Origin of the sequence: Proteiniphilum saccharofermentans (genome assembly GCF_900095135.1) — a bacterium.
Taxonomy (GTDB): Bacteria; Bacteroidota; Bacteroidia; order Bacteroidales; family Dysgonomonadaceae; genus Proteiniphilum; species Proteiniphilum saccharofermentans.
In genome coordinates, this window is record NZ_LT605205.1 from 3,421,548 (window position 1) to 3,442,007 (window position 20,460).

Annotated in this window: 9 protein-coding genes and 1 pseudogene; 1 reads left to right on the forward strand and 9 read right to left on the reverse strand. The window is 44.9% G+C overall.

What is annotated here, in order from left to right:
- Positions 1-244: 244 nt before the first annotated feature.
- Entirely contained in the window at positions 245-2,086 is a 1,842-nt protein-coding gene (locus tag PSM36_RS13260; protein ID WP_076932269.1) for a RagB/SusD family nutrient uptake outer membrane protein, read from the reverse strand.
- 11 nt (positions 2,087-2,097) lie between these two features.
- On the reverse strand, positions 2,098-5,121 hold the full coding sequence (locus PSM36_RS13265; RefSeq protein WP_083711062.1) for a SusC/RagA family TonB-linked outer membrane protein: 3,024 nt from the start codon (positions 5,119-5,121) through the stop codon (positions 2,098-2,100).
- An 853-nt stretch (positions 5,122-5,974) separates the two neighbouring features.
- Between PSM36_RS13265 and PSM36_RS13270 the strand changes: the two genes are divergently transcribed.
- The gene (locus PSM36_RS13270) at positions 5,975-6,388 is read left to right on the forward strand and encodes a helix-turn-helix domain-containing protein (protein WP_076931331.1); all 414 of its coding nucleotides are present in this window, start codon (positions 5,975-5,977) and stop codon (positions 6,386-6,388) included.
- Between the two features lie 234 nt (positions 6,389-6,622).
- Here PSM36_RS13270 and PSM36_RS17240 read toward each other — a convergent pair whose 3' ends face one another.
- From PSM36_RS17240 to PSM36_RS17750, 7 genes and pseudogenes are all read right to left on the reverse strand, one after another.
- Complete coding sequence (locus PSM36_RS17240; RefSeq protein WP_083711063.1) at positions 6,623-7,279, reverse strand: ATP-binding protein; 657 nt, start codon at positions 7,277-7,279, stop codon at positions 6,623-6,625.
- Positions 7,257-8,174: an AlbA family DNA-binding domain-containing protein gene (locus PSM36_RS17245; RefSeq protein ID WP_083711064.1), complete on the reverse strand. Its 918-nt coding sequence runs from the start codon at positions 8,172-8,174 to the stop codon at positions 7,257-7,259. Before PSM36_RS17245 ends, PSM36_RS17240 begins: the two co-directional genes overlap by 23 nt.
- A 91-nt stretch (positions 8,175-8,265) precedes the next feature.
- On the reverse strand, positions 8,266-12,060 hold the full coding sequence (locus tag PSM36_RS13280) for a family 78 glycoside hydrolase catalytic domain (protein WP_076931332.1): 3,795 nt from the start codon (positions 12,058-12,060) through the stop codon (positions 8,266-8,268).
- Positions 12,061-12,073: 13 nt separating this feature from the next.
- Positions 12,074-13,528: a glycoside hydrolase family 140 protein gene (locus tag PSM36_RS13285; protein ID WP_076931333.1), complete on the reverse strand. Its 1,455-nt coding sequence runs from the start codon at positions 13,526-13,528 to the stop codon at positions 12,074-12,076.
- Between the two features lie 78 nt (positions 13,529-13,606).
- Positions 13,607-14,809 carry a glycoside hydrolase family 88/105 protein gene (locus tag PSM36_RS13290; RefSeq protein ID WP_076931334.1) on the reverse strand — a complete coding sequence of 401 codons (1,203 nt, stop codon included), beginning with the start codon at positions 14,807-14,809 and terminating at the stop codon, positions 13,607-13,609.
- 220 nt (positions 14,810-15,029) lie between these two features.
- Positions 15,030-17,483: a glycoside hydrolase family 95 protein gene (locus PSM36_RS13295; protein WP_076932270.1), complete on the reverse strand. Its 2,454-nt coding sequence runs from the start codon at positions 17,481-17,483 to the stop codon at positions 15,030-15,032.
- Between the two features lie 81 nt (positions 17,484-17,564).
- Positions 17,565-20,441, reverse strand: a pseudogene (locus PSM36_RS17750) (glycosyl hydrolase family 28 protein); the annotation flags it as partial.
- Between the last annotated feature and the right edge of the window lie 19 nt (positions 20,442-20,460).

Sequence of the window (20,460 nt, forward strand, 5' to 3'; positions counted from 1 at the left end):
AGCATTTCAGTTAATAACATAAAGTTAGACATCTCAAAATAGAGACTTCATACTTAGTACTTATGTACTTAAAATTCCCTCACTTTAACATTGTTAATTACCAGAAATTTTATTTAACCATCATCTGGCAAGAATAGTAAATTTCAACCTTAAGGAATCAGATAGGGGACAAATAGTTGAGGGTACCAATCTGGGCACCCTCCTCTTTAATTATATAAATCTTGCTACTTTCAGTAGCCATCGCTTAATACCCGGGGTTCTGATAATAACTTCCGCCACCTTCCAATGCCTGGATAAATGCGGTAGGTATGGGACGTAAAGCATATTCGGGTTTAAAGAATACAGCCAAATCGGGGTGCGTACTCTGTAAATAGCTATTATCCTTAAACATACCTGTACGTTTTAGGTCATAATGTCTGGAATATTCGCCGCATAATTCACGGCCTCTTTCATCCAGCACCGTACGCACCGTAACTGCTCCGCTTAAGGGTTGCGCACCCGCCCGGGCACGTACTTTGTTAATATACTGGGCTGCATTGGCTCCACCATTCGCATAGATATCGGCCTCTGCCGCAATCAGATATACTTCGCCCATACGCATCATAAAAGTAGCGTTGAGGTTCCCGTTTCTTCTTTGACTGGCATTTGCCACATAGAAATTGCTGCTGTTATGCTTATTGAGTGACGGATAGAAATAATTGAACGGATTCTCAGAGGATCCGTCGGATGTATAATCTCCCGACGGATTCTGGTATGCATAATTCGCTTTTACTCTTTTCTCTGTATCATTATAGACATCCTTATAATCAACCACCAGATAGTCCCGGCTCAGTTTATTGGCGGATTCAGTTGTATAGCCAGGATCCTGCGGCATAAGAAACCGGACTCCAGGGTCACCCACCTCGATCACTGATCCGGTAACACTCTCTTTACGATCAAACCGGTGTACAGTGGATTCGTCCCATATATACCGGGTATTTGCATCCCACTCTGTAGTAAACACAATATTAAATCTCGGATCCAGCGTATCATCATCCTGCATAAACAGGCTCAGGAGATGTTGTGTCGGCATAAACTGCCCGGATTGATTCCCTTCGTAGGAAATACGGTACTCCTGCGTATCGGTGAAGGCACCAAATTGGAACAGATTACAACCGAAATATTCATTATTCCTGTTCAACCGGTAATTTCCGTTACTCGACCCATGTCCGTCGGCACCGGCATACCAGCGATGTTTCCAAAGTGCCTCTTTATTATTCCAGTTGTTAGCTTCTTTAAATACATCTTCGTAACTGGGATACATATAGGCATTGTACTGCGCACCTCCTGCTTCTGCATCATCAATCAACATCTTCGCATAACGTAATGCATCTGCAGCATATTTTTTGGAATCATCGTATTGTACCGTTTGTAGATACGCTTTAGCCAGGAAACCGAGTGCAGCCTTCTTTGTAGGAATAGTCGTAGTGGCATCAGTTCCTTTTCCCAACCATTCCAAAGCAAACAACAGGTCGGGAATGATTATCTCTTCATAGATAGTCAATGGATCGGTCCTTTCGGGTTTAAAATTAATGGACTGTGCCGGCTCAGTTATCATCGTAACAGCGCCAAACTGTTCTACAGCATTAAAATAGTAAATGGCTCTCAAGAAACGCGCCTCGGCAAGTTTGGCGTTGCGCTCTTCTTCGGTTTTAAAAGGCACCCTGTCGGCATAGTAAATGGCCGTATTACATGAGCCGATCCCATCATAGGTTCCGTTCCACCAATTGTTTGTATAGGTTGTATTGGGAGCGGCTCCGGCAAAAAACCAAAACCACTGGGTCCAGCTGGTTGACATATTGCGTTGATATGTCCACAGGTCCGTATTCCCTTCGGTAAGCGCCATCCAGCTATCAGTTCCATAGAAATACCGCTGCATTGCGAAATAGCACTGATTGACCAGTGTCTGATAACCTTCCTCTGTGGCAGACATTGCCTCCATTGTAAATCCTCCCGGATTATACTCATCCAGAGAACAGGATTGGAATTTCATCGTTACAGCGAGCAATACAGCTCCAAGTAATATATTTTTTATTGTAGATCTCATCTTTGTCATCATTAGAAATTAATATTTATTCCGAAAACATACTGTTTATACAAAGGGAATGAATCCGAGCCGTTCGTCTCCGGATCTGTTCCTCTCAGTTGTTTATCTTTTACATATACAAACGGGTTATAGGCAGTTACATAAAAACGACAGTTTTCAAAGAACGTTTTTTGGATAACACTTTTGGGTAAGCTATATCCCAATGTGATATTTTTGATCTTAATAAAAGAGCCGTCCCGGAATCTCAAGGCCGACATGACAGTTTGCTCATCGCCACTGCCGGGAACCGGAAAGTAAGCACTCTGGTTACTTTCGGTCCAGTAATCTATCCCGCGAGGCTGATTTGTTGAGGTATTGGCCTTTGCCGTATACCATCCGATCAAATCACTCTCGATTGTCTGACCGTATCTCGCCATGGCAAAAACAGTGAAATCAAAATCTTTGTATTGAAAACTGTTATTTAAACCGACAATATAATCCGGATTCAAATGGCCTAAAATCTGTCGGTCATTCTCACTATATTTATGCTCTCCTCCATCGCCATCATTTTCCACAGTCTCAATTCTAATCCAGCCCGGTTTTACACCGTATATTTCCAGGGTTTCAGCAGGAGTATCACTTCCCCATATGCCAAGGTATTTATAGTTATACAATGAACGTATAGGATACCCTTCAAACAAACTTTCCGCGATCAGATCACCGGAAGGTAGAGATTCGATTTTTTCCTCGCTCCATGTAAAAGTCAGGTCTGTGTTCCACCTGAAATCTCTTGTTTCTATATTGTGCGAGTTGATGGCCAGTTCGAATCCTCTATTACTGGTTTCGGCAATATTTTCCCAACTGGAAAGAGGCGCTCCCCATCCGGTAATTCCATCTGTAATAGGCATAGTGCGTCTAAATAGGAGTCCCGTTGTTTTTGTTTGAAAGAGATCCAGGGTACCGTTCACTCTGTTAGAAAATCCGAAATCGAACCCGAGATTCCAGTTCTTTGATTTTTCCCATCCGAGACTGGGATTGCCGTATGTTCCCGTATATTGAGTAAAAGGTACTATTTGTCCGTCTATTGATATACCGGCACTGGAATAAGCATACACATTCGTAGTCGAACCATAGGCGCCTATTCCTCCAGAGTTTCCGGTAACTCCATAACCTACCCTCAACTTTAAGTTGGTCAGCCAATCGATGGACCCCATGAATTCCTCATCCGAAATACGCCACGCGACCGCCGCTGCCGGAAAACTATCCCACTTATGACCGGCAGATAACCAGGAGACACCATCCCATCGATTTGAAAAGGTTAACAGATATTTACCCAGTAATGAATAATTTACTCGTATAGCATAAGACATTTTCTGCGTTTGGTCAAAACCTGACTCTACATGAGGAGCTGTTCCTGACATCAAGCGCCAGTATGACCAGGATTCTAATTGCTGCCCACTGCTTGCAGCCATATTGAATTCATTCTGACTGTGACTCCATGAAGTAACCAAAGTTGCTCCGACAGTATGTTTATCGGCAAAGGTATTATTATAGGAGAGTATATTTTCCCATGTATAACTTCTGCCATAATTGTTTGTAATGGAAGCATGCGGTGACCCCGCGTAAGTAGGCCGATTGGCGTTGGCCTGGTTTCCCCAGAACTGGCCGGTTCTTCCATTGTTCAATGTCCCGCTTAAGACTGTTTTCAGGCTTACACCGGCAACCGGCACTATTTCCACATTTCCGGTTACATGAATATACGTATTCTTGTTATTATTTTCGAATTGATAAGGGATGAAGTCTCCAAGGGGTGAAAATTCATTCGTTGCATATTCATGGATGATATTTCCATTTTCGTCGTACGCATCTCCAAGGGGAAATGCCGATAACGACCTTGTAAAAGTATTATTCACCCCATTGTTCCGGTCTGAGTAACTCAAGTTAGATGTGATTCCCGTTTTCATCCAATTAAACAGCTCATGATCGACATTAAACCGGAACACATAACGGTCCTGGTTTTCATTTTTCAGTAATCCTTGGTCACGATTATAGGAAATAGAAGAGTATACCCGGGTTTTCGCATTTCCACCTGTTATGGACAGATTGGTTACATGGTTTGTAGCCGTATTACCGGCAGCTTCCTCCACCCAGTCGATCCATTTCCCCTGATTATAGGCTTCCAGTTTGCCTGCATCAGGCAATAAGGTAGACATATCGGCCGGATACTGTCCATTCTGGTATCTATAGGCTTCCCTCTGGTACTGCACCCATTCGTCGCCGATCATACCGTGAAAGAACTCCGGTTTACCGCTAAAACCGAAGTAGCTATCCAGGTTCACCCTGGTTTTACCCTCCTTACCCCGTTTTGTGGTAATGATGACCACCCCGTTTGCTCCCGCAGACCCGTAAATTGCCGTGGAAGAGGCATCTTTGAGAATGTCCACACTCTCGATATCGGAAGGATTGACCTGGCTGTAACTACCCGGGATCCCGTCGATAATAAACAGAGGCGAATTATCTCCATAGATAGAGCGTGACCCTCTTAATATGATATCTACTCCTTCTCCAACCCGTCCGCTCGACTTAATAATATCCATACCCGGGATCTTACCCGCTAAGGCTTCCATCACGTTATTGGTGGGAGAGATGACAATTTCCTGATTACTTACAGAGGTTACCGCTCCCGTGAGGTCACGCTTCCTTACTGTTCCATAACCAATGACTACCAATTCGTCCAACGTTTCCGTATCTTCCGCCAGCACCACACTTATAAACGTCCTTCCATCAACCGGAACAGTTTGCCTCTGCATACCTACGTAGGAGATTTCAAGGATACCACTGGACGGAACATCCGGTAATACAAAATTCCCATCCATATCGGTAATCGTTCCGGTTGCCGTTCCCTGTACCTGAACGGTTACCCCTATCAGGGGTTCGTTATTGTTATCGGTAACAGTACCCCTAACGGTTATGTTTTGGGCAAACAGACATAAGGGAAATAACCACATGAAGAGAAACATCATCCTTTTCACTAAACTTAAAATTACTTGTTTCATCTTGGATTTTGTTTTAGATTGATTAATAAATTATCATATATTGTATCCCGTAAGGTCTTTTAGCATCATGGTGAATATATTATGGGTTTACAGGCCGACGGTGAATCTGATCCGCTACAAACGGCAAATACCTTGTCGGCGTTTATTGAAAAATTAAACGGGTATTCCGGCTAAAGTCGGCTGAAAGAGAAGAGAGTTTGCAGGTAACTGAAACCCGGAGCGGTAACGGGCAATCGTCCAGGCGAAAAATAGGTATTCCGTTTATGAAAGAATAAGACTGCCGGTAATCAGGCTTCTGACATCTTATTCGATTTATATGCGAGGATATAAAAAAGAGGCGCGGACGATTGTCGATATTCCTCATAACAGGCACCGCTAGGGCCTTCACACGAGAATATGACAATGTCCACGCCCTTATTGCTAAGGGCGCTTCCATTCTTTAGCCTCGTGTGAGAATTTAGCGGATTCGTTATGAAGGCCAAAAAAGCGCTATATTACTTCGTACCGTGGTTTTACGGTACAAAAATAATAATTCGTTTTAAATCTATTATGTTCCCATAGGCATAATTTTTAACAGGATGATGATTTTTTACTTAATATTTACACAATAAAGAAATTCATTCTCTACCAAATTCAATTTTTTTCAACATATAATCAGCTCTTCATAAGCTGATTTAAGAGTCAATGACAAATAATTATTCTTAAAAACAGTAACACAATGACAAAGGAAAAAAGATTTTTTGTGAATAACGGAACAAAATCGACATATAATTATGCGATTTCCGGATATAATTATAAGTATATCACCGAAAATCACTATTTTTGCTATATAACACGGAAAAACAGATAAAAAATGGAAACAAAAGAGCAGACCTTCAAGAATACACATCACGGGCACGCAGTAAAGCGCATTCGTCACTCTTTAGGAATCAAGCAGGAAGTTCTGGCTGATATGATGGGAATCACCCAGGCACGCGTTTCCAATTTCGAACAGAAAAAAGTGTTGGAAGATGAGGTGATTGATAAATTAGCCAAAGCATTAAATGTAGCCCCCGAATTGATCAAGGAACTGGAAGAAGATCCGGTAACGGTGATTATTGAAAACAACAGACTGGATAATAATTCAGGCTCTGCCTATAATTATATTGCCGGAGATAATATTATCAATAACCCGATAGATAAGATTGCAGAACTTTTTGAAAAGTTATTGGAAAAAGAGCAGGAAAAGATTGCGTTATTGGAAAAGTTATTGGGAGAGAAGAAATAATTACAGAACGTATAATTTAATCGAACAAATTCTCGAACTAAGTAAGGGAAAAACTGTCCTGTACGAACGGATGCTCAAACTGGAGAGAGAAAAATGGCCCTTTTGGAACAGTTGTTGCAGGAAAAGAAATAAGATTCCGGCATCTCTATTTTGGCGAACGTGCCTCTTTAAATCCCTCCAGTTGGGACAGATGAAAGGTATATTTGCGGGGACGAGGCATAATAGTGGTATTCGTTATTTATTTAAAAATTCATCTACTTTTGAAGTAAAGAAATAACCTCCGGTTTTCGGGGCTCCCCTGAATTCAATGATCTCTTTTTTTCTTAATATACGGAGATATCGTTCAATTGTGGCAAGACTTTTCCCCGTTCTCTCTGCAATTTCCACAGCGTTCAGCCCCGTCGTCTTCAAAATAAGATCTATTATTTCGCTTACACCCTCATTTACACCCTCATTTACACCCTCACGAACGAGGGAATAAATAGTATTAATTTTATTATCAGATGGTTGCGATATTTTTACACCCTCATTTACACCCTCATCGGAACGAAAAGCGGGATGAATTGGAAGAGTGACTATAAAATAGTTGTAGTTCTCGTCTGTTTCAAAACAGGGTTCGGGAGAACCGTTTTTCGCCATTTCTTTACGGATAATGGGAATACCTGTTCCTCTTCCCTCGGTCATATCCAGTTCCTTTAAGAAATCCCCAATTCTACGATTACGGTATCTCCTGTTCCGGATAATACCTTTCCGAACTTCTTCCAACTTTATGCTGCGGTCGGGGCCACCATAGTTGATTATTTCAATGGCATCGGGGAGAATACGGATCTCAACAGGTTCCCTGATCTCATAACTGCGATGATATACACTATTGACTACCGTCTCCTCCAATGCCCGAAACGGATAACTCTTCAGCTTTGTCAGGGCGTTTATATATCTGTTCTTTTAGTGCGATATTCTCAAGCTGTTCCAATGCCTTTTGGATTTGTATGTGTATGGGGCCCGTAATGGCAGGCTTTTCATAAAATGTAGGATCGCCTAATCCTTTGGGAAACTCCACTATTTCAATACGGGAATAGGGAAAGAATTTGTCCGGCCTGAAATTGAACATCATCAATGCAATATTCTTGGGAAAAAGCATCTCATCAGAGCCGTGTAACAGATCCATTGAACGATAAATTTCTACTAACGGCACTTTGTCGAATTCATCCAGTAATTCGCTCTCTACCGTAACCAGATACTCCCTGACCAAGGAAGGGGAAATGTCGTCTATTGTAGCTTGTTGATTGGAACGGTCATCGAATGGAATACGATTTGCCAGGTTAAATAATTCTTCCAGTTCTACTTTACCCGGTCGAACGGTACTTGCATATTTGCGGATATAATACTGATGTTTTTTATCTTTAGCCTTTATATTTTCAGGGACTTCATAAGGACGGTCCATTCCGGCGGGAACCCAAATTACAAGGAGATTTTGTTCGTCGAGCGTCTGAATATCTATTTTAGGACCATAATAAGGGCGTATAAGGTTGTTGTAACCGATCATTTCTTTTTGGATAGCATCCAATTGTTCCGTCGGTATACCTGTAATCGGGCGTTTGGCTCTACCATTCTCTTCTTCGGCGCCTACAATAATATATCCGCCCCCTATGTTTTCAAAATCATTTGCAAATGCACAAATCGTACGATATATAGCTGCCGGATTCCAACCTTTTTTATATTCAATCCGTTCACTTTCAACAATACGTCCGGAGACAAGTTTTTCTATGTTGACAGGAATTGCCATATTTTATTGATTTAAAGAACAAACTTACAATTTATTCTTTAAAGTTCATGAATAGACTTGTATTCTTTTTCTTTTTGGAGTAAACTCACATTCAATATGGCCAGGCTTCGTTTTGAATCGGCGTTCGTTCCAGTTTAGCGGGATCGATTTTCACATATTTAATGCGTTGACGGCGCCAGGTGTAGACAATATGAACATATCCATCTTCTCCTTGGATAACAGAAGGATAGGAGTATTGGCTGACCGGGGAATCCTCCAGGATCAGCGAAGCATACCATGCTTTTCCGTCATCCGATAAGGCGACATTCAACGGGGTTCTGGGCCCTTTCCCTGATCTATCCGTAGGTTTTACGTGATTATATACCAGCAACTGCCGTCCGTCGCGGAGCGTCACGGCATCGGTCCCTGAATTATTATTGGGCAATCCGGACAGCGTCATTTCACCCCAGGTCTCCCCTCCCTCTTTCGACCAGGCTTCGGCCAAGGCTGCATCACGTGTCCTTGCAAGAATTTGCAAAGAGCCATCCTGATAGGTCAGGATACTGGGTTGAATTGCCCTGATCGCTTTTCCATCATTGATGGCGCCCACTTTCCTCCAGGTTTTACCTTTGTCTTCGGTAATTTCGAAATGGACCCTCCAACCGGGAGCGCCTTCCAGACTGGAAGGACAGATCATTCTACTGCCGATCATGACGGGTTTATTTTTGACCGGCCCGATAAACCCTTCGGGCAGCTCTTCCGGTTCCGTCCATGTTTTTCCGTGATCGAAAGAACGGATCAGATGTCCGGTCCAGTCGCTCACGGAACTACCTATCTTGTAAAAAAGCAATAATTCCTCTCCGGGCACCTGAAACAGCACCGGGTTCCAACAGGCTTTTCTCAACGTATCACTGATAATGCCGTTCGCTACCGACTCCGGTGCTGTCCATTCACCGTTCACCATCCGTGATACCCAGATTTCGACATCGGGATTCCGCTCTTTGGTCCCTCCGAAGAAAGCGGCCACCAATCCTTCAGGTGTCTCGGCGATAGTTGCTGCATGGCACTCGGGAAAGGGTGCTGTTTCATAGAGGAATTTCTCTTCCACAATACCTTTCCTCCACTTTTCGTATCCGGGATCCAGCTCCATAGTGAAGTTGTAATCGCCCGAACCCATCTCCCATATAATAGCGTTTTCGTCCCTGCCCAGTTCTTTTATCCCGTTTCCGGTTTTCAAAGCAACATCTCCTTCCCTGATATTGAAGCTGTTTGCCGGGAAATGCACCACTGCAGTACTGTTGGGCGGAACGGAAACGATCCACTCCAGCCGTTCAAGGTCTTTTTTCCAGTAGCTCTTTACATCCCCGTATGGCGTCTTATAAGAAGCATTGACATAGGATAAGTCCTGAATATCAAAATGGGGTCTCATGATGATCTTTTTGAAAGCGATCAGCTCATCGTCCGATTTTATTCCGGCCATATTTTCGTAGCAAAACGGGATGAAATCACCCAACAGCATCACATGGTTACCAGAATTCATTTCAGGCCGTGCCGTATCGCCATTCCATAATTCCCAGATGGTGGTAGCGCCTTGTTTTGCCATATACCCCCAGCTCGGATAAGTATCATTGGATGCCAGACGGAACGCGATATCGGCCCTTCCCATTTTGGAAAACTCCCGTAAAATCCATTGGGAACCGATCACACCCGTAGGAATGTGGCAGTCATAGTTGTTATTCTTCATTATGCCTGTCACCAGATGGTTCTCTACGGCAGGGACCCACTCTTCGGGGATCATCCCGAAGGCGAGCGGCAACAGGTTGGCTGTCGCCGTATTGTTGCCATAAAACAGGCTGTCAGTCCGGAAGAATTTATCGTTAAATGCTGCTTTTACTTTATCGGACAATGCGTCAAATTGTGCCGCATCATCCTGTTTATCCTGTAAGAGGGCGAATTTTTTCATCAATCTGAGTATCCGGTAATAATAAGCAGTACCGATCAGCGCACCGTCGGTAAGGCGCCTCGGATCTCTTGCATGGATCTGTTCCGGTGATTCAGGTGGCACACACCAGTCACCGTACTTATCACGCGGCATAAGATAGTCCTCTGTCATGTATTCCCCTTTCATATGGCGAACCCATTTCAGCATGCTCTCATAATTTTTTTCAATCGGTTCCTGGTTGCCGAACTGAGTATAAAGCATATCGCAATTGAAGAAGAAAGCGGAAGGCCAGGTCACATTGTCGGAATAGTAATTCCAAAAAGCAGGTGCCACATCCGGTATACATCCATCCTCCCTTTGTGCTTCGCGGATGTCGTCCATCCATTTGCTGTACATCTGGACGTTTTCAAAGAGATAACTTTCCCCAAGACCGCCGATGATCCTGTCTCCCAGCCAGGGCTGACGTTCATTCCGCTGGGGGCAATCCACCGGCATCCCTTTATAGTTGCCCCGTATCCCCCAGAAAGCATTCTTCATGACCTGATTGATCACCGGATCGGATGATTCAAAAGAGCCGGTGATCACCATCTCGTCATTCACTACCTCTCCTGTAAAATTCTTTTTGTCGACTTTGCCGGGATAACCGGTCACCTCGACATACCGGAAGCCGTGATAGACAAACCGCGGTGCCCACTCTTCGATCCCATCTCCCTTCAGGATGTAGGTATCCGTCACTTTTGCATCACGCAGGTTGTCCATATAGAGGTTGCCATCGGGCTGCAAAGTCTCGGCAAAACGAAGTTTCACCATATCACCTGCATTTCCCTGTACCTTAAAGCGGATCCATCCGACCATATTCTGTCCCATATCCAGAATATGCTTTCCCGGTGAGAGTTCTGTAATGGATAGAGGATCGATCGTATCGACCACTTTCATTCCTTCCATCATTTGTGCCCTCAGTGTCCCGTATGGTATGGAAACACGTTCGGCATCCTCCCAGTATGAGTCGTCGTATCCTGCCTTATTCCAGCCGGTCAACTCTTTCCGGGCATCATACTCTTCACCATCGTATTCGTTATTACTTCGGATAGGGCCATCGGCCGTCATCTTCCACGATGTATCGCTCCCTATCACCTCCCTTGTCCCGTCGGTATAATCGATAATAAACGTCAAACGCAACTTCGGATATCCGAAAGTGGGAATTTTATAGGGTTTGTATGCTTGCCGCATGGTATAATAACGGCCGTTACCCAGCGTTACCCCGATCGCATTGTCTGCCACCTGAAGCATTGATGTCACATCATAACTATTGTATAACAGGGTCTGCCGGTAGTCCGTAGGAGCCGGCGCCAATACCTGATTCCCCACCCTGTTGCCATTCAGGAAGAGCTCATATAACCCTAATCCCGAGATATGGACAACAGCCTGTTTCACCGGTTTATCCACCTGGAATTCCTTACGCAGGTAACGTGCCGAAAGGCGTGAGAACTGTGATTCAACATCCCACTTGGCACCCCTGTCCATACCGATCCAGCGTGCCCTCCAGTCATTCTCGGAAAGCAGTCCCATACACCAGAAGGCACTACCGCTCCACACCGGATTGCCTGTATTGGTTGTCACAAGCACTTTCCAGTAATAATAGGTGTTACTCTCGAGTGGTTTTCCTTCGTACCGGATCCATTGTGACTGATCGGAATTGACGACCCCCGAATCCCACATATCACCGCTGTTTTCATCCAGTTTTTGTTGGGATGAAGCGACTAAGATCCGGTACGAACGCTGCATCACATTCCGTTCACCCTCCGCAAAGATCCGCCAGCTGAACCGTGGATTTCTGGCGTCTATTCCTATAGGGTTCCGCAGCGATTCGCATTGAATATCACCTATTGATACCGCTGCAGAGACCGTATAGGTAAAAGAGGCCAGCAGGGTAACCAACACAAATATTCTTATCTTTCCCAACATGATATCGTGCGATTTATTTTTTCAGTTTCTCCTGTGCATCGGGCAGACTATCCCAATCACTTGAAATATACTCTTTAGAGGCATCGACAGCAATCAATACCGTATCTTTCCCATAACGGTATCCATCGTCATCACTAAACCCGGTGACCTTATTATCGAACTCTCCGATATAGGACAACGCCCCATCTTTGGGACTATACCACCATACTTTTTTCCTGTTGCCCGATATTTTGGTCAGGTCTATTTCCATAGGGCGTCCGGTATAATTATAGACCAACAGATAATCATTACCTCGTGTGGCTATCAACCGGTCGTAACGGATACCGTTGGTACCTGCGATCACTGTCTGGTCGGGCACCCTTTCAAAATAGGGGAAAGTCAGCATTAAGTTTTTCAGGTATTTCATCTGGTTGATTCCAGGGTCGTTCAATGCTTCATACCATGTCTTCTGGGCTCCGTAAGCACCACCGATTCCATCTTTCTTCATCTGCATGATGGAATTATGACCATAGGTATGTCCGAACGATCCGGCGAAAACAGACCAGTAAGCATAACGACGCACATCGTCGTCGTTCCATTTCACTTCATTGGGATTATGCAATCCATGCGGAATATCTTCATAGATGGGCTCTCCGTCGATCACCGGTTTTAGCGGTTCCAAAGCAAAGCTGCGTTCAACAAACCGCCAGTTGTCTTCTTCGGTATTCTCTTCGATAGGATATTCGCCGTCACCTTTGCGCTGGCCGTAACGCCGGTGCCCCGACTGGAACATATTGAAATCCAGCCAGTGTTCGTTATGGAACCAGGTACCCGACATAGTCCTGCCACGAGGATGATACGTCATCAAATGATGTTTATCAATAGCCCGGATACTGTTCGCCAGTGCATCCCAGACCTCTGTTTTTACGTCTCCCCGGATATCTCCACCGATAAGCCAAATAATATTAGGACTATCCTTATACCTTTTTGCTAAAAATTCCCCATATTTTCTGGCATCTGCCGTGCTCATTTTTCCTTGCTGCACCGGAGTACCCCACACACAGACCATTCCGATATAGATCCCTTTCCGTGCCGCAGTCTCTATAATATAATCCATATGGTCCCAGTAGCCGTATTCACCTTTTTTATCGATATTCTCAAAATTAAATCCTTCCGGCAGCGCCCATTTCCCGTATGCATTGATCGCGGGCATGGTATTCATGACCATTACCTGTACCACATTGTATCCTTTCTGTTTGCACTGCTCCAGATAATACTCGGCTTCATCCCTGTTCAACCGTGCCGGTAGATACCAGCCGGTCTCACCCAACCAAAAAAAGGGAGTACCGTTTTCATGTTTCAAATAGCGGTTTCCTTCGTCCACCACCAACTTCCCGTTTTTCCACGGGATATAGGTTTCCTGAGCCGACAGGTTATTCGTTAGACATACAACAATAATAATGGTTATCAGGGATTTGAATTTGTTCATATTGATGTTATTTATTTTAGTTTCGTAAGTCTATCAGCAAGATGTAGGCAGCTAAATATGAAACATGTGAAAATTGAGTTATTTATTTGATTTTTGTAATTTCTCCATTTCGATAGCGGCCAAAATAAAGGAGCCGGTTGATTTAGGGTCGTTTTCTATGACCGGTTCACTGATGTAATATTCAAAGGATCCGTCCCTGCGCCTTCCATCTCCCCCTAATCCGGCGACAGCGCAACAGTGAGTGATGGTGTACGTTCCGTCTTCTTCCAGCCTGATAAAATTGCGGATGATCCCGTCAAATCCTTTTTCTGCGGTATCCCTGTAGCTTTGGTCAATATAGTTGTTGTTCAGCGCTTTGGACAGGAAATAGACAAAAAGGGCCGAACCGGATGATTCCAGATAATTCCCTTCCCTGTTTCCCTGGTCCGTCACCTGATACCACACACCCGTAGCGGGATCCTGGTATTTCTTCATTCCTGATGCAAGGGTATTCACTATAACAAGCAGGCTATCGCACCCCTGATGGTCTTCGGGAAGGAAATCGAGGACATCTACCAACGCTGCGGCATACCATCCCATACTGCGAGACCAGAACCCGGGGGACGTACCTGTCTCCTTATCCGCCCAAAATTGTTCTCGTGATTCATCCCATCCGTGATAAAAAAGCCCTGCTTCTTCGTCATAGGTATGCCGGGCAATCATAGTGATCTGGTTGACCACATCATCATAGAGCGCCGGTTCGTTGAAAACAGCCGCATACTGCACCAAAAAAGGAGAAGCCATATAGATACCGTCGAGCCACATCTGGTGCGGATACTTCAGTTTATGCCAGTAGCCGCCTTCCGAGGTACGGGGATGCGTTTGCATCTGGGTATACAGGGTGTCTATCGCTTGTTTATAGCGGGGATCATTGGTTTGTGCATACAGGTCAAAGAGTATCTTTCCGGGACTGACATTATCGATATTATACGATTGCATCGAATATGTTTTGATTTGTCCCCCATCCGTAATCAGACTGTCGGCATAGAGTTTGGCATAATCAAAATATTTTTGGTCTCCGGATACTTCCCACAATTCGAGCATCGATTTGGCGACCAGTCCGAAAGTGTAAGTCCACCTTGGTTTTGTCGCTTTTTCAATCATCCATAATTCCGGAAAACGAACCATTTCCGAATCGGCCATTTTTTCCGACCAGGGCTTCTCTTCGTTTTGTTGTTCGCATGACACGAATAGCAGGGACAGAGCAATAAGAATCAATAAATTACACTTAAGAAACTTCATATATCTCTTTTTTTAATTACAAATTACTAATTACCAACTACTAATTACCAATTACTAATTACCAATTACCAATTACTAATTATTAATTACCAATGAGTTGGCATAATACAATTATAGGTACTTGTTCCCAAATTTTTCATTCTTCACTCTTAGTTTTTAGTTTTTAATTTTTCACTTTCAGTTCTTAGTTTTCCACTCTTCATTTTTAATTTTTCATTCTTCATTTTTTATACACCAAATAAGTCTCCCCTGCCTTGGTATTCAGGTCGTAGATAAAGCTATCTGCGATACCGGTGGGGGGAATCTCTGTTTCCGAATGAATAAGCGGTGCGGGAATATCGGGCGTCTCAAAACAGGCATTCGGATTAATCCCTTTCGCCCTTTTTAATCCTTTTCCTTTCAGGGCTGTCCGGGAACGCAGCCGACAATTGCCACCGTTCTTTGATATTATCTTAACCTCACTCACCTCTCCTTCTCTCCATATAATATCTATCTCAAATCCGCCACGGGCGAGTAACCCTTTGACATGTCCCTCTTTCCACAACGACGGTAAAGCCGGAAGAAGATAGATAAACCCATCGTAGCTCTGCATCAACATTTCCGCGATACCGGCCGTACAACCAAAATTCCCGTCGATCTGGAAGGGCGGGTGTGCATCGAAGAGATTGGGATAGGTACCGCCCGGCCCGGAATTTTCCCTGACAAGTGTCAGTTGGTCGGTAATCAATTGATAGGCCTGTTCTCCATCGAGCAAACGTGCCCACAGGCACACTTTCCATCCCATCGACCAACCGGTGGAAGGCCCTTTCCTGTGAATCAGCGATATCCGTGCAGCGTTGAATAATTCCGGAGTACGATAAGGGGATATCTGATTACCAGGGAATAACCCGTATAAATGAGAGACATGCCTGTGCGTATCTTTCGGGTCGTCCCAATCATGCATCCACTCCTGAAGCTGTCCCCATCGTCCGATCTGCATCGGCGCCAACTCCGGCAACCGTTGTCTTAAATGAGCGGCATAATCATGATCCATATCCAAAACAGACGAAGAAGTGATCACACTATTCCATAAGTCGAATACCAACTGGTTGTCCATGGTACAACCTGCCGCGATGGAAGCTCTTCCCCCGCTGCCGGCATGTGTATTTTCCGGAGAGTTGGAAGGAACGACCACCAACCAGTTATTTTCGGGTTCATGCACCATGAATTGATCGAAGAAAAGAGCTGCCTCTTTCAGGATCGGATATACTTCACGTAAGAAATCCACATCACCGGTATAGAGATAATGCTCCCATAAGTGTCTGCACAGCCAGGCGCCGCCGGCAGGCCACATTCCCGACATAGCCCGGTCTACCGGCCCGGTAATGCGCCAGATATCGGTGTTGTGATGAAGGACCCATCCGTCTGTGGCATACATGATTTTAGCTGTCTCCTTTCCCGTTTCCGAGACCTCTTTGATGAGCCTGAACAACGGTTCATTCAATTCCTGTAAGTTGGTGACTTCCGTAGGCCAATAGTTCATCTCAAGATTAATATTGGTCGTATATTTACTATCCCACGAAGGGAAAAGCGCATCGTTCCATATTCCCTGAAGGTTGGCCGGCTGTCCGCCCGGCTGTGAACTCGACAGGAGCAGGTAACGGCCGAACAGGAAATAGGTGGCTACAAGATGCGCATCGTGGGTCTCTTTAAAATTCCGGATACGCTCGTCGGTAGGAACGTCGGCGTATATATCTTCGCCCAAATAGAGGCTTACACGGTCCAGATAACTCCGGTAATATGCCGTATGGGCTTCTTTCGACTCCTGATAATTCCTAATCTTTGCTTTTTCCAGATAATCCGCCGTACGTTGTACTTCATCGGCCGTGATATCCTGATAGTTGTTGAAATTGGTAGCTATGGAAACATACAGTACCACTTCATCGGCATCTACCACAGAGATCACCCCATCCCTGTAAAGCACATTGCCGCCAGTTGCATCCACCGATGCCCGGCCGTGGAACCTCACTCTCCCGGACACTCTTTCGTGAGTAGACGTAACGCCTGATAACGAAACAAAATCCTCACCGGTAGCTATTTTTACGTCTCTGTGCGGTGAGGTAAGGTGCGCGTTAAACGTGATCGCACCGGGCCTGTCGGCTGTCAGCCGGATCAACACTACCTGATCGGTGAAAGAGGTAATAAATTCCCTTTTAAAAGTCACATCGCCCACTTTGTAGGACATCGAAGCTTTGGCCGAATCCAGATCCAGTTCCCTATAATAATCGGAATAGCTGGCGTGTCCCGGAAATGACATCCTCAGGTCTCCGAAAGGCTGGTAGGGCATTCCCGAATTGGTGTTGGACATCACCTTTTTGTTGGCCAAATCCTGTGCTTCTACATATTTACCGGCAAATATCAGTTCACGTATTTTCGGAATATTCTCCAGCGCATCCGGATTCGCATTGCTATTGGGACGCCCCGCCCAGATCGTCTCCTCATTCAACTGGATCTGGTCGATCGCCGGATTGGCATATACCATTGCCCCCAATCGTCCGTTACCGAGCGGCAATGCCTCAGTCCAGACCGCAGCCGGTTTGTCGTACCATAGCTTATATCCCTGACCGTACATGCTTAATGAAAAAGTCATGAAAAACAGACCGAGAAAATAACCTGTAAGAAACCGTTTTTTCATCTTATTCATCCTCTTTTTTTATCTCTATTTGTCATCCGGACTTTATCTCTTTTATCCGGAATCCTATATACATCTTTATCGAAAATATTTCTGCAATTGCTCAAAAGAGCGAATGGCATTTTCAGGATACAGCTCACCATCCTTGTCGAAACTCTTCAACGCCTCCTGCGGTTCCACAGTAATCCGGCCTTCGTCCAACTTCGTTCTATCCAGGGAGAAACGGGAAACAAAAAAATCATATACAGCTTTTCGTTTATTGAACCCAAAATCATGCCCTTCCTCCTCCAGATGCACATTTCCCACATTCCCCACAGCATCATCGTACAATGCATACATATTTTTCAGATAGGGATACTCCAATGAAGGCACACTCGCAGTCCAGTCTCCCCCATCGGACACAATCAGCAGGGGCCGGGGAGCAAACATAGCAGCCAACTCGGCATTATTTGTACCTCCACACGCTAAGAAAACCGGCAATCCGCTCTCGCAGGGACAACCCCCATCAAAATGGGAAGCCAGACTTACTACCGGCGCCATTGCCGTATAGCGATCGTCAAGCACCGACAGCAGGACAGCCTGAGATCCGCCACCGGAACCGCCATTCACCCCTACTCTTTCTCTGTCGATATCATTTCGAGTGAGCATATAATCAAGAATCGCGATTCCGTTCATCGCCTGGATCACATGCGCCGCACTGGAACGATGTGCCTCACTTCCCACCTGAAGGGCCGACTCACCCCATCCAAAGAGGTCATATCCGACACAGACAGCCCCCATTCTGGCTAAAGATCCCATCCTCACCTGTTGGTCTTTCCGGTAACGGCCATCGGCAAAATGGCCATTGGGACAAATGATCAATGCATGTTTCCCTTTGGATAAAGGGGTATAAATTGTACCGGCAACATAAAGACCAGGGAGTGTTTCCAATGCAAAATTCTGCACCGTATAACCATCATATTTCCTGATTTTCGATAAAATAGGTTTTGCATGAACCCTTTGCACAAGCAGATCATCTATTCCAAGTTTCTCCCTCACCTCTGTATAGAGGCATTTTTTTCGTTCTTCCCATGCTTTCCTGTCCGGATACAACGATGCCAGATAGTCAAGCATCTTCTTACCGTCTTCCGGCGTCCTGCGGTGATATTCGTAGGATTTCAACTTATAATGACGATCACTTTGCTTTACAAACTTATAATCAAAGGGGGCAAGTATATTCTCCAGGGTTTCCTCAATTGAATAGGAACGAATCCTGAAATCGGCATACGGAAGCACTTTTCCTATCGTATCGATATCGTAGGAAAGACGCACATTGAACCGTTCGGATATTTCCGCCAGGACCTCACTCAACGGCCTTTCAAACCTGTTTTCAAACCGCTGTTGAGTCTGGTAAACCGGATTATTTTTATCTCCACTTCCTTTATCCAGGACTTCACCTACTCTTTTTAAATAATTATTCATCAACACAACACCTTCGTTTTTACCATCCAATCGCAGAAACGACCTGTTTCCGGCCATCGGAAAACACCCCTGGATAATGAGATCTTTTGAGTCCTGCACTGTGATCAAAGGTTTTTCGTTATCGGGTGTTCCTGTCCATACATTATTCATCATCACATTTTCCGAGTGAGCAATCCTGAACGGCGAGGAAGTATCAATTCGGATATCCCTCAAAGTGACATTTTTGGCGTTTTCGATAGTAGCTCCCTGTTTCGATTGGATATTGATATTGCTGAACGAAATATCGGAAACCGGCATCTCTTCCAGCCCGACGACCTCAATCGCTTTATTCACTTCCGTACCGGTCAGGTTGGATATATGGATATTCCTGAAAACAGGCGTTCTTTCCGAAACCGGTTCCGGGTCCATTTTGCTATACATCAGGTTCATGATGATGGCTTCTTTCTGAATATTCTTCATCACAATATTGCTGACCCTTATCTCCTCCACGATACCTCCCCGCCCCCGGGTAGATTTCAGGCGGATCCCCCTGTCGGTTCCGTCAAACACACAGTTGGATATTACCACTTTTCTTACATCGCCGCTCACCTCGCTTCCGATCACCACTCCACCATGTCCCGACAGCATCGTGCAATTGGTGATGGTAATATTTTCACAGGGAATCGCAAGGTTACGCGCCTGTTCATCGCGTCCCGATTTTATTGTGATGCAATCATCCCCGACGCTGATATGACAATCGGAGATATGCACATTTCTACAGGAAGAAGGATTGATACCGTCCGTGTTGGGTGAAGGGGGATTGTTGATCGTTATCCCGGTAACGGTTATATTTTCACAAAACTCCGGGTTGATCGTCCAGAAGGGGGAATTCACGATTGTGATCCCCTCGATACGGATATTCTCACAACGGATAGTCTGGAAAAGCGGCGGACGGAAAAACCGTCTGTTCAGGGTATTGACATAATCTGAATTGGTCAGCCTGTAGAGCTCTTCCGTATTGTTTTCTTTATCCCAGAGCGGCTGGTACTTATTCAGGTCCTTGATCCCGTTTTTCTGAAGATCGACGATCACCCGGTAGAATTCATCCCACCACTTTTTTCCCTGGCCGTCGATGGTGCCTCTCCCCTTAATCGTGATATTCTCCTCTTCTACGGCATACAACAGCGGGGAAAAACTTTTCATCATTACTCCCTCGTACCGCATATCGACAAAAGGCAGGTAATCATCGAAATTATCCGAGAAAAGCAGGATAGCGCCTGACTCCAGCTCTATCGTGATGTGGCTCTTTAATTTGATGGCGCCTGTGAGATACTTCCCCGCGGGAAAATAGAGCGTTCCTCCGCCTTTGGCCGATAAATCAGCTATCGTATTATTTATCAATTGAGTGTTTAACTTTTCACCGCTATCGTCCGCACCCAGTAATTTCATATTCACATTGTCGGCATAGGAAAGTGATGAAAAAAGGAAGAGAAACAGTATAGATAATTGAAAGTACTTCATATGATTACAATTTAGACAC

What these genes read in the sequence shown, in the direction of transcription:
- PSM36_RS13280 (WP_076931332.1), bottom strand. Translation starts at nt 12,060, where the DNA reads ATGTTGGGAAAGATAAGAATATTTGTGTTGGTTACCCTGCTGGCCTCT.
- PSM36_RS13290 (WP_076931334.1), bottom strand. Translation starts at nt 14,809, where the DNA reads ATGAAGTTTCTTAAGTGTAATTTATTGATTCTTATTGCTCTGTCCCTG.
- PSM36_RS13265 (WP_083711062.1), bottom strand. Translation starts at nt 5,121, where the DNA reads ATGAAACAAGTAATTTTAAGTTTAGTGAAAAGGATGATGTTTCTCTTC.
- PSM36_RS17245 (WP_083711064.1), bottom strand. Translation starts at nt 8,174, where the DNA reads ATGGCAATTCCTGTCAACATAGAAAAACTTGTCTCCGGACGTATTGTT.
- PSM36_RS13285 (WP_076931333.1), bottom strand. Translation starts at nt 13,528, where the DNA reads ATGAACAAATTCAAATCCCTGATAACCATTATTATTGTTGTATGTCTA.
- PSM36_RS13270 (WP_076931331.1), top strand. Translation starts at nt 5,975, where the DNA reads ATGGAAACAAAAGAGCAGACCTTCAAGAATACACATCACGGGCACGCA.
- PSM36_RS13295 (WP_076932270.1), bottom strand. Translation starts at nt 17,483, where the DNA reads ATGAAAAAACGGTTTCTTACAGGTTATTTTCTCGGTCTGTTTTTCATG.
- PSM36_RS13260 (WP_076932269.1), bottom strand. Translation starts at nt 2,086, where the DNA reads ATGAGATCTACAATAAAAAATATATTACTTGGAGCTGTATTGCTCGCT.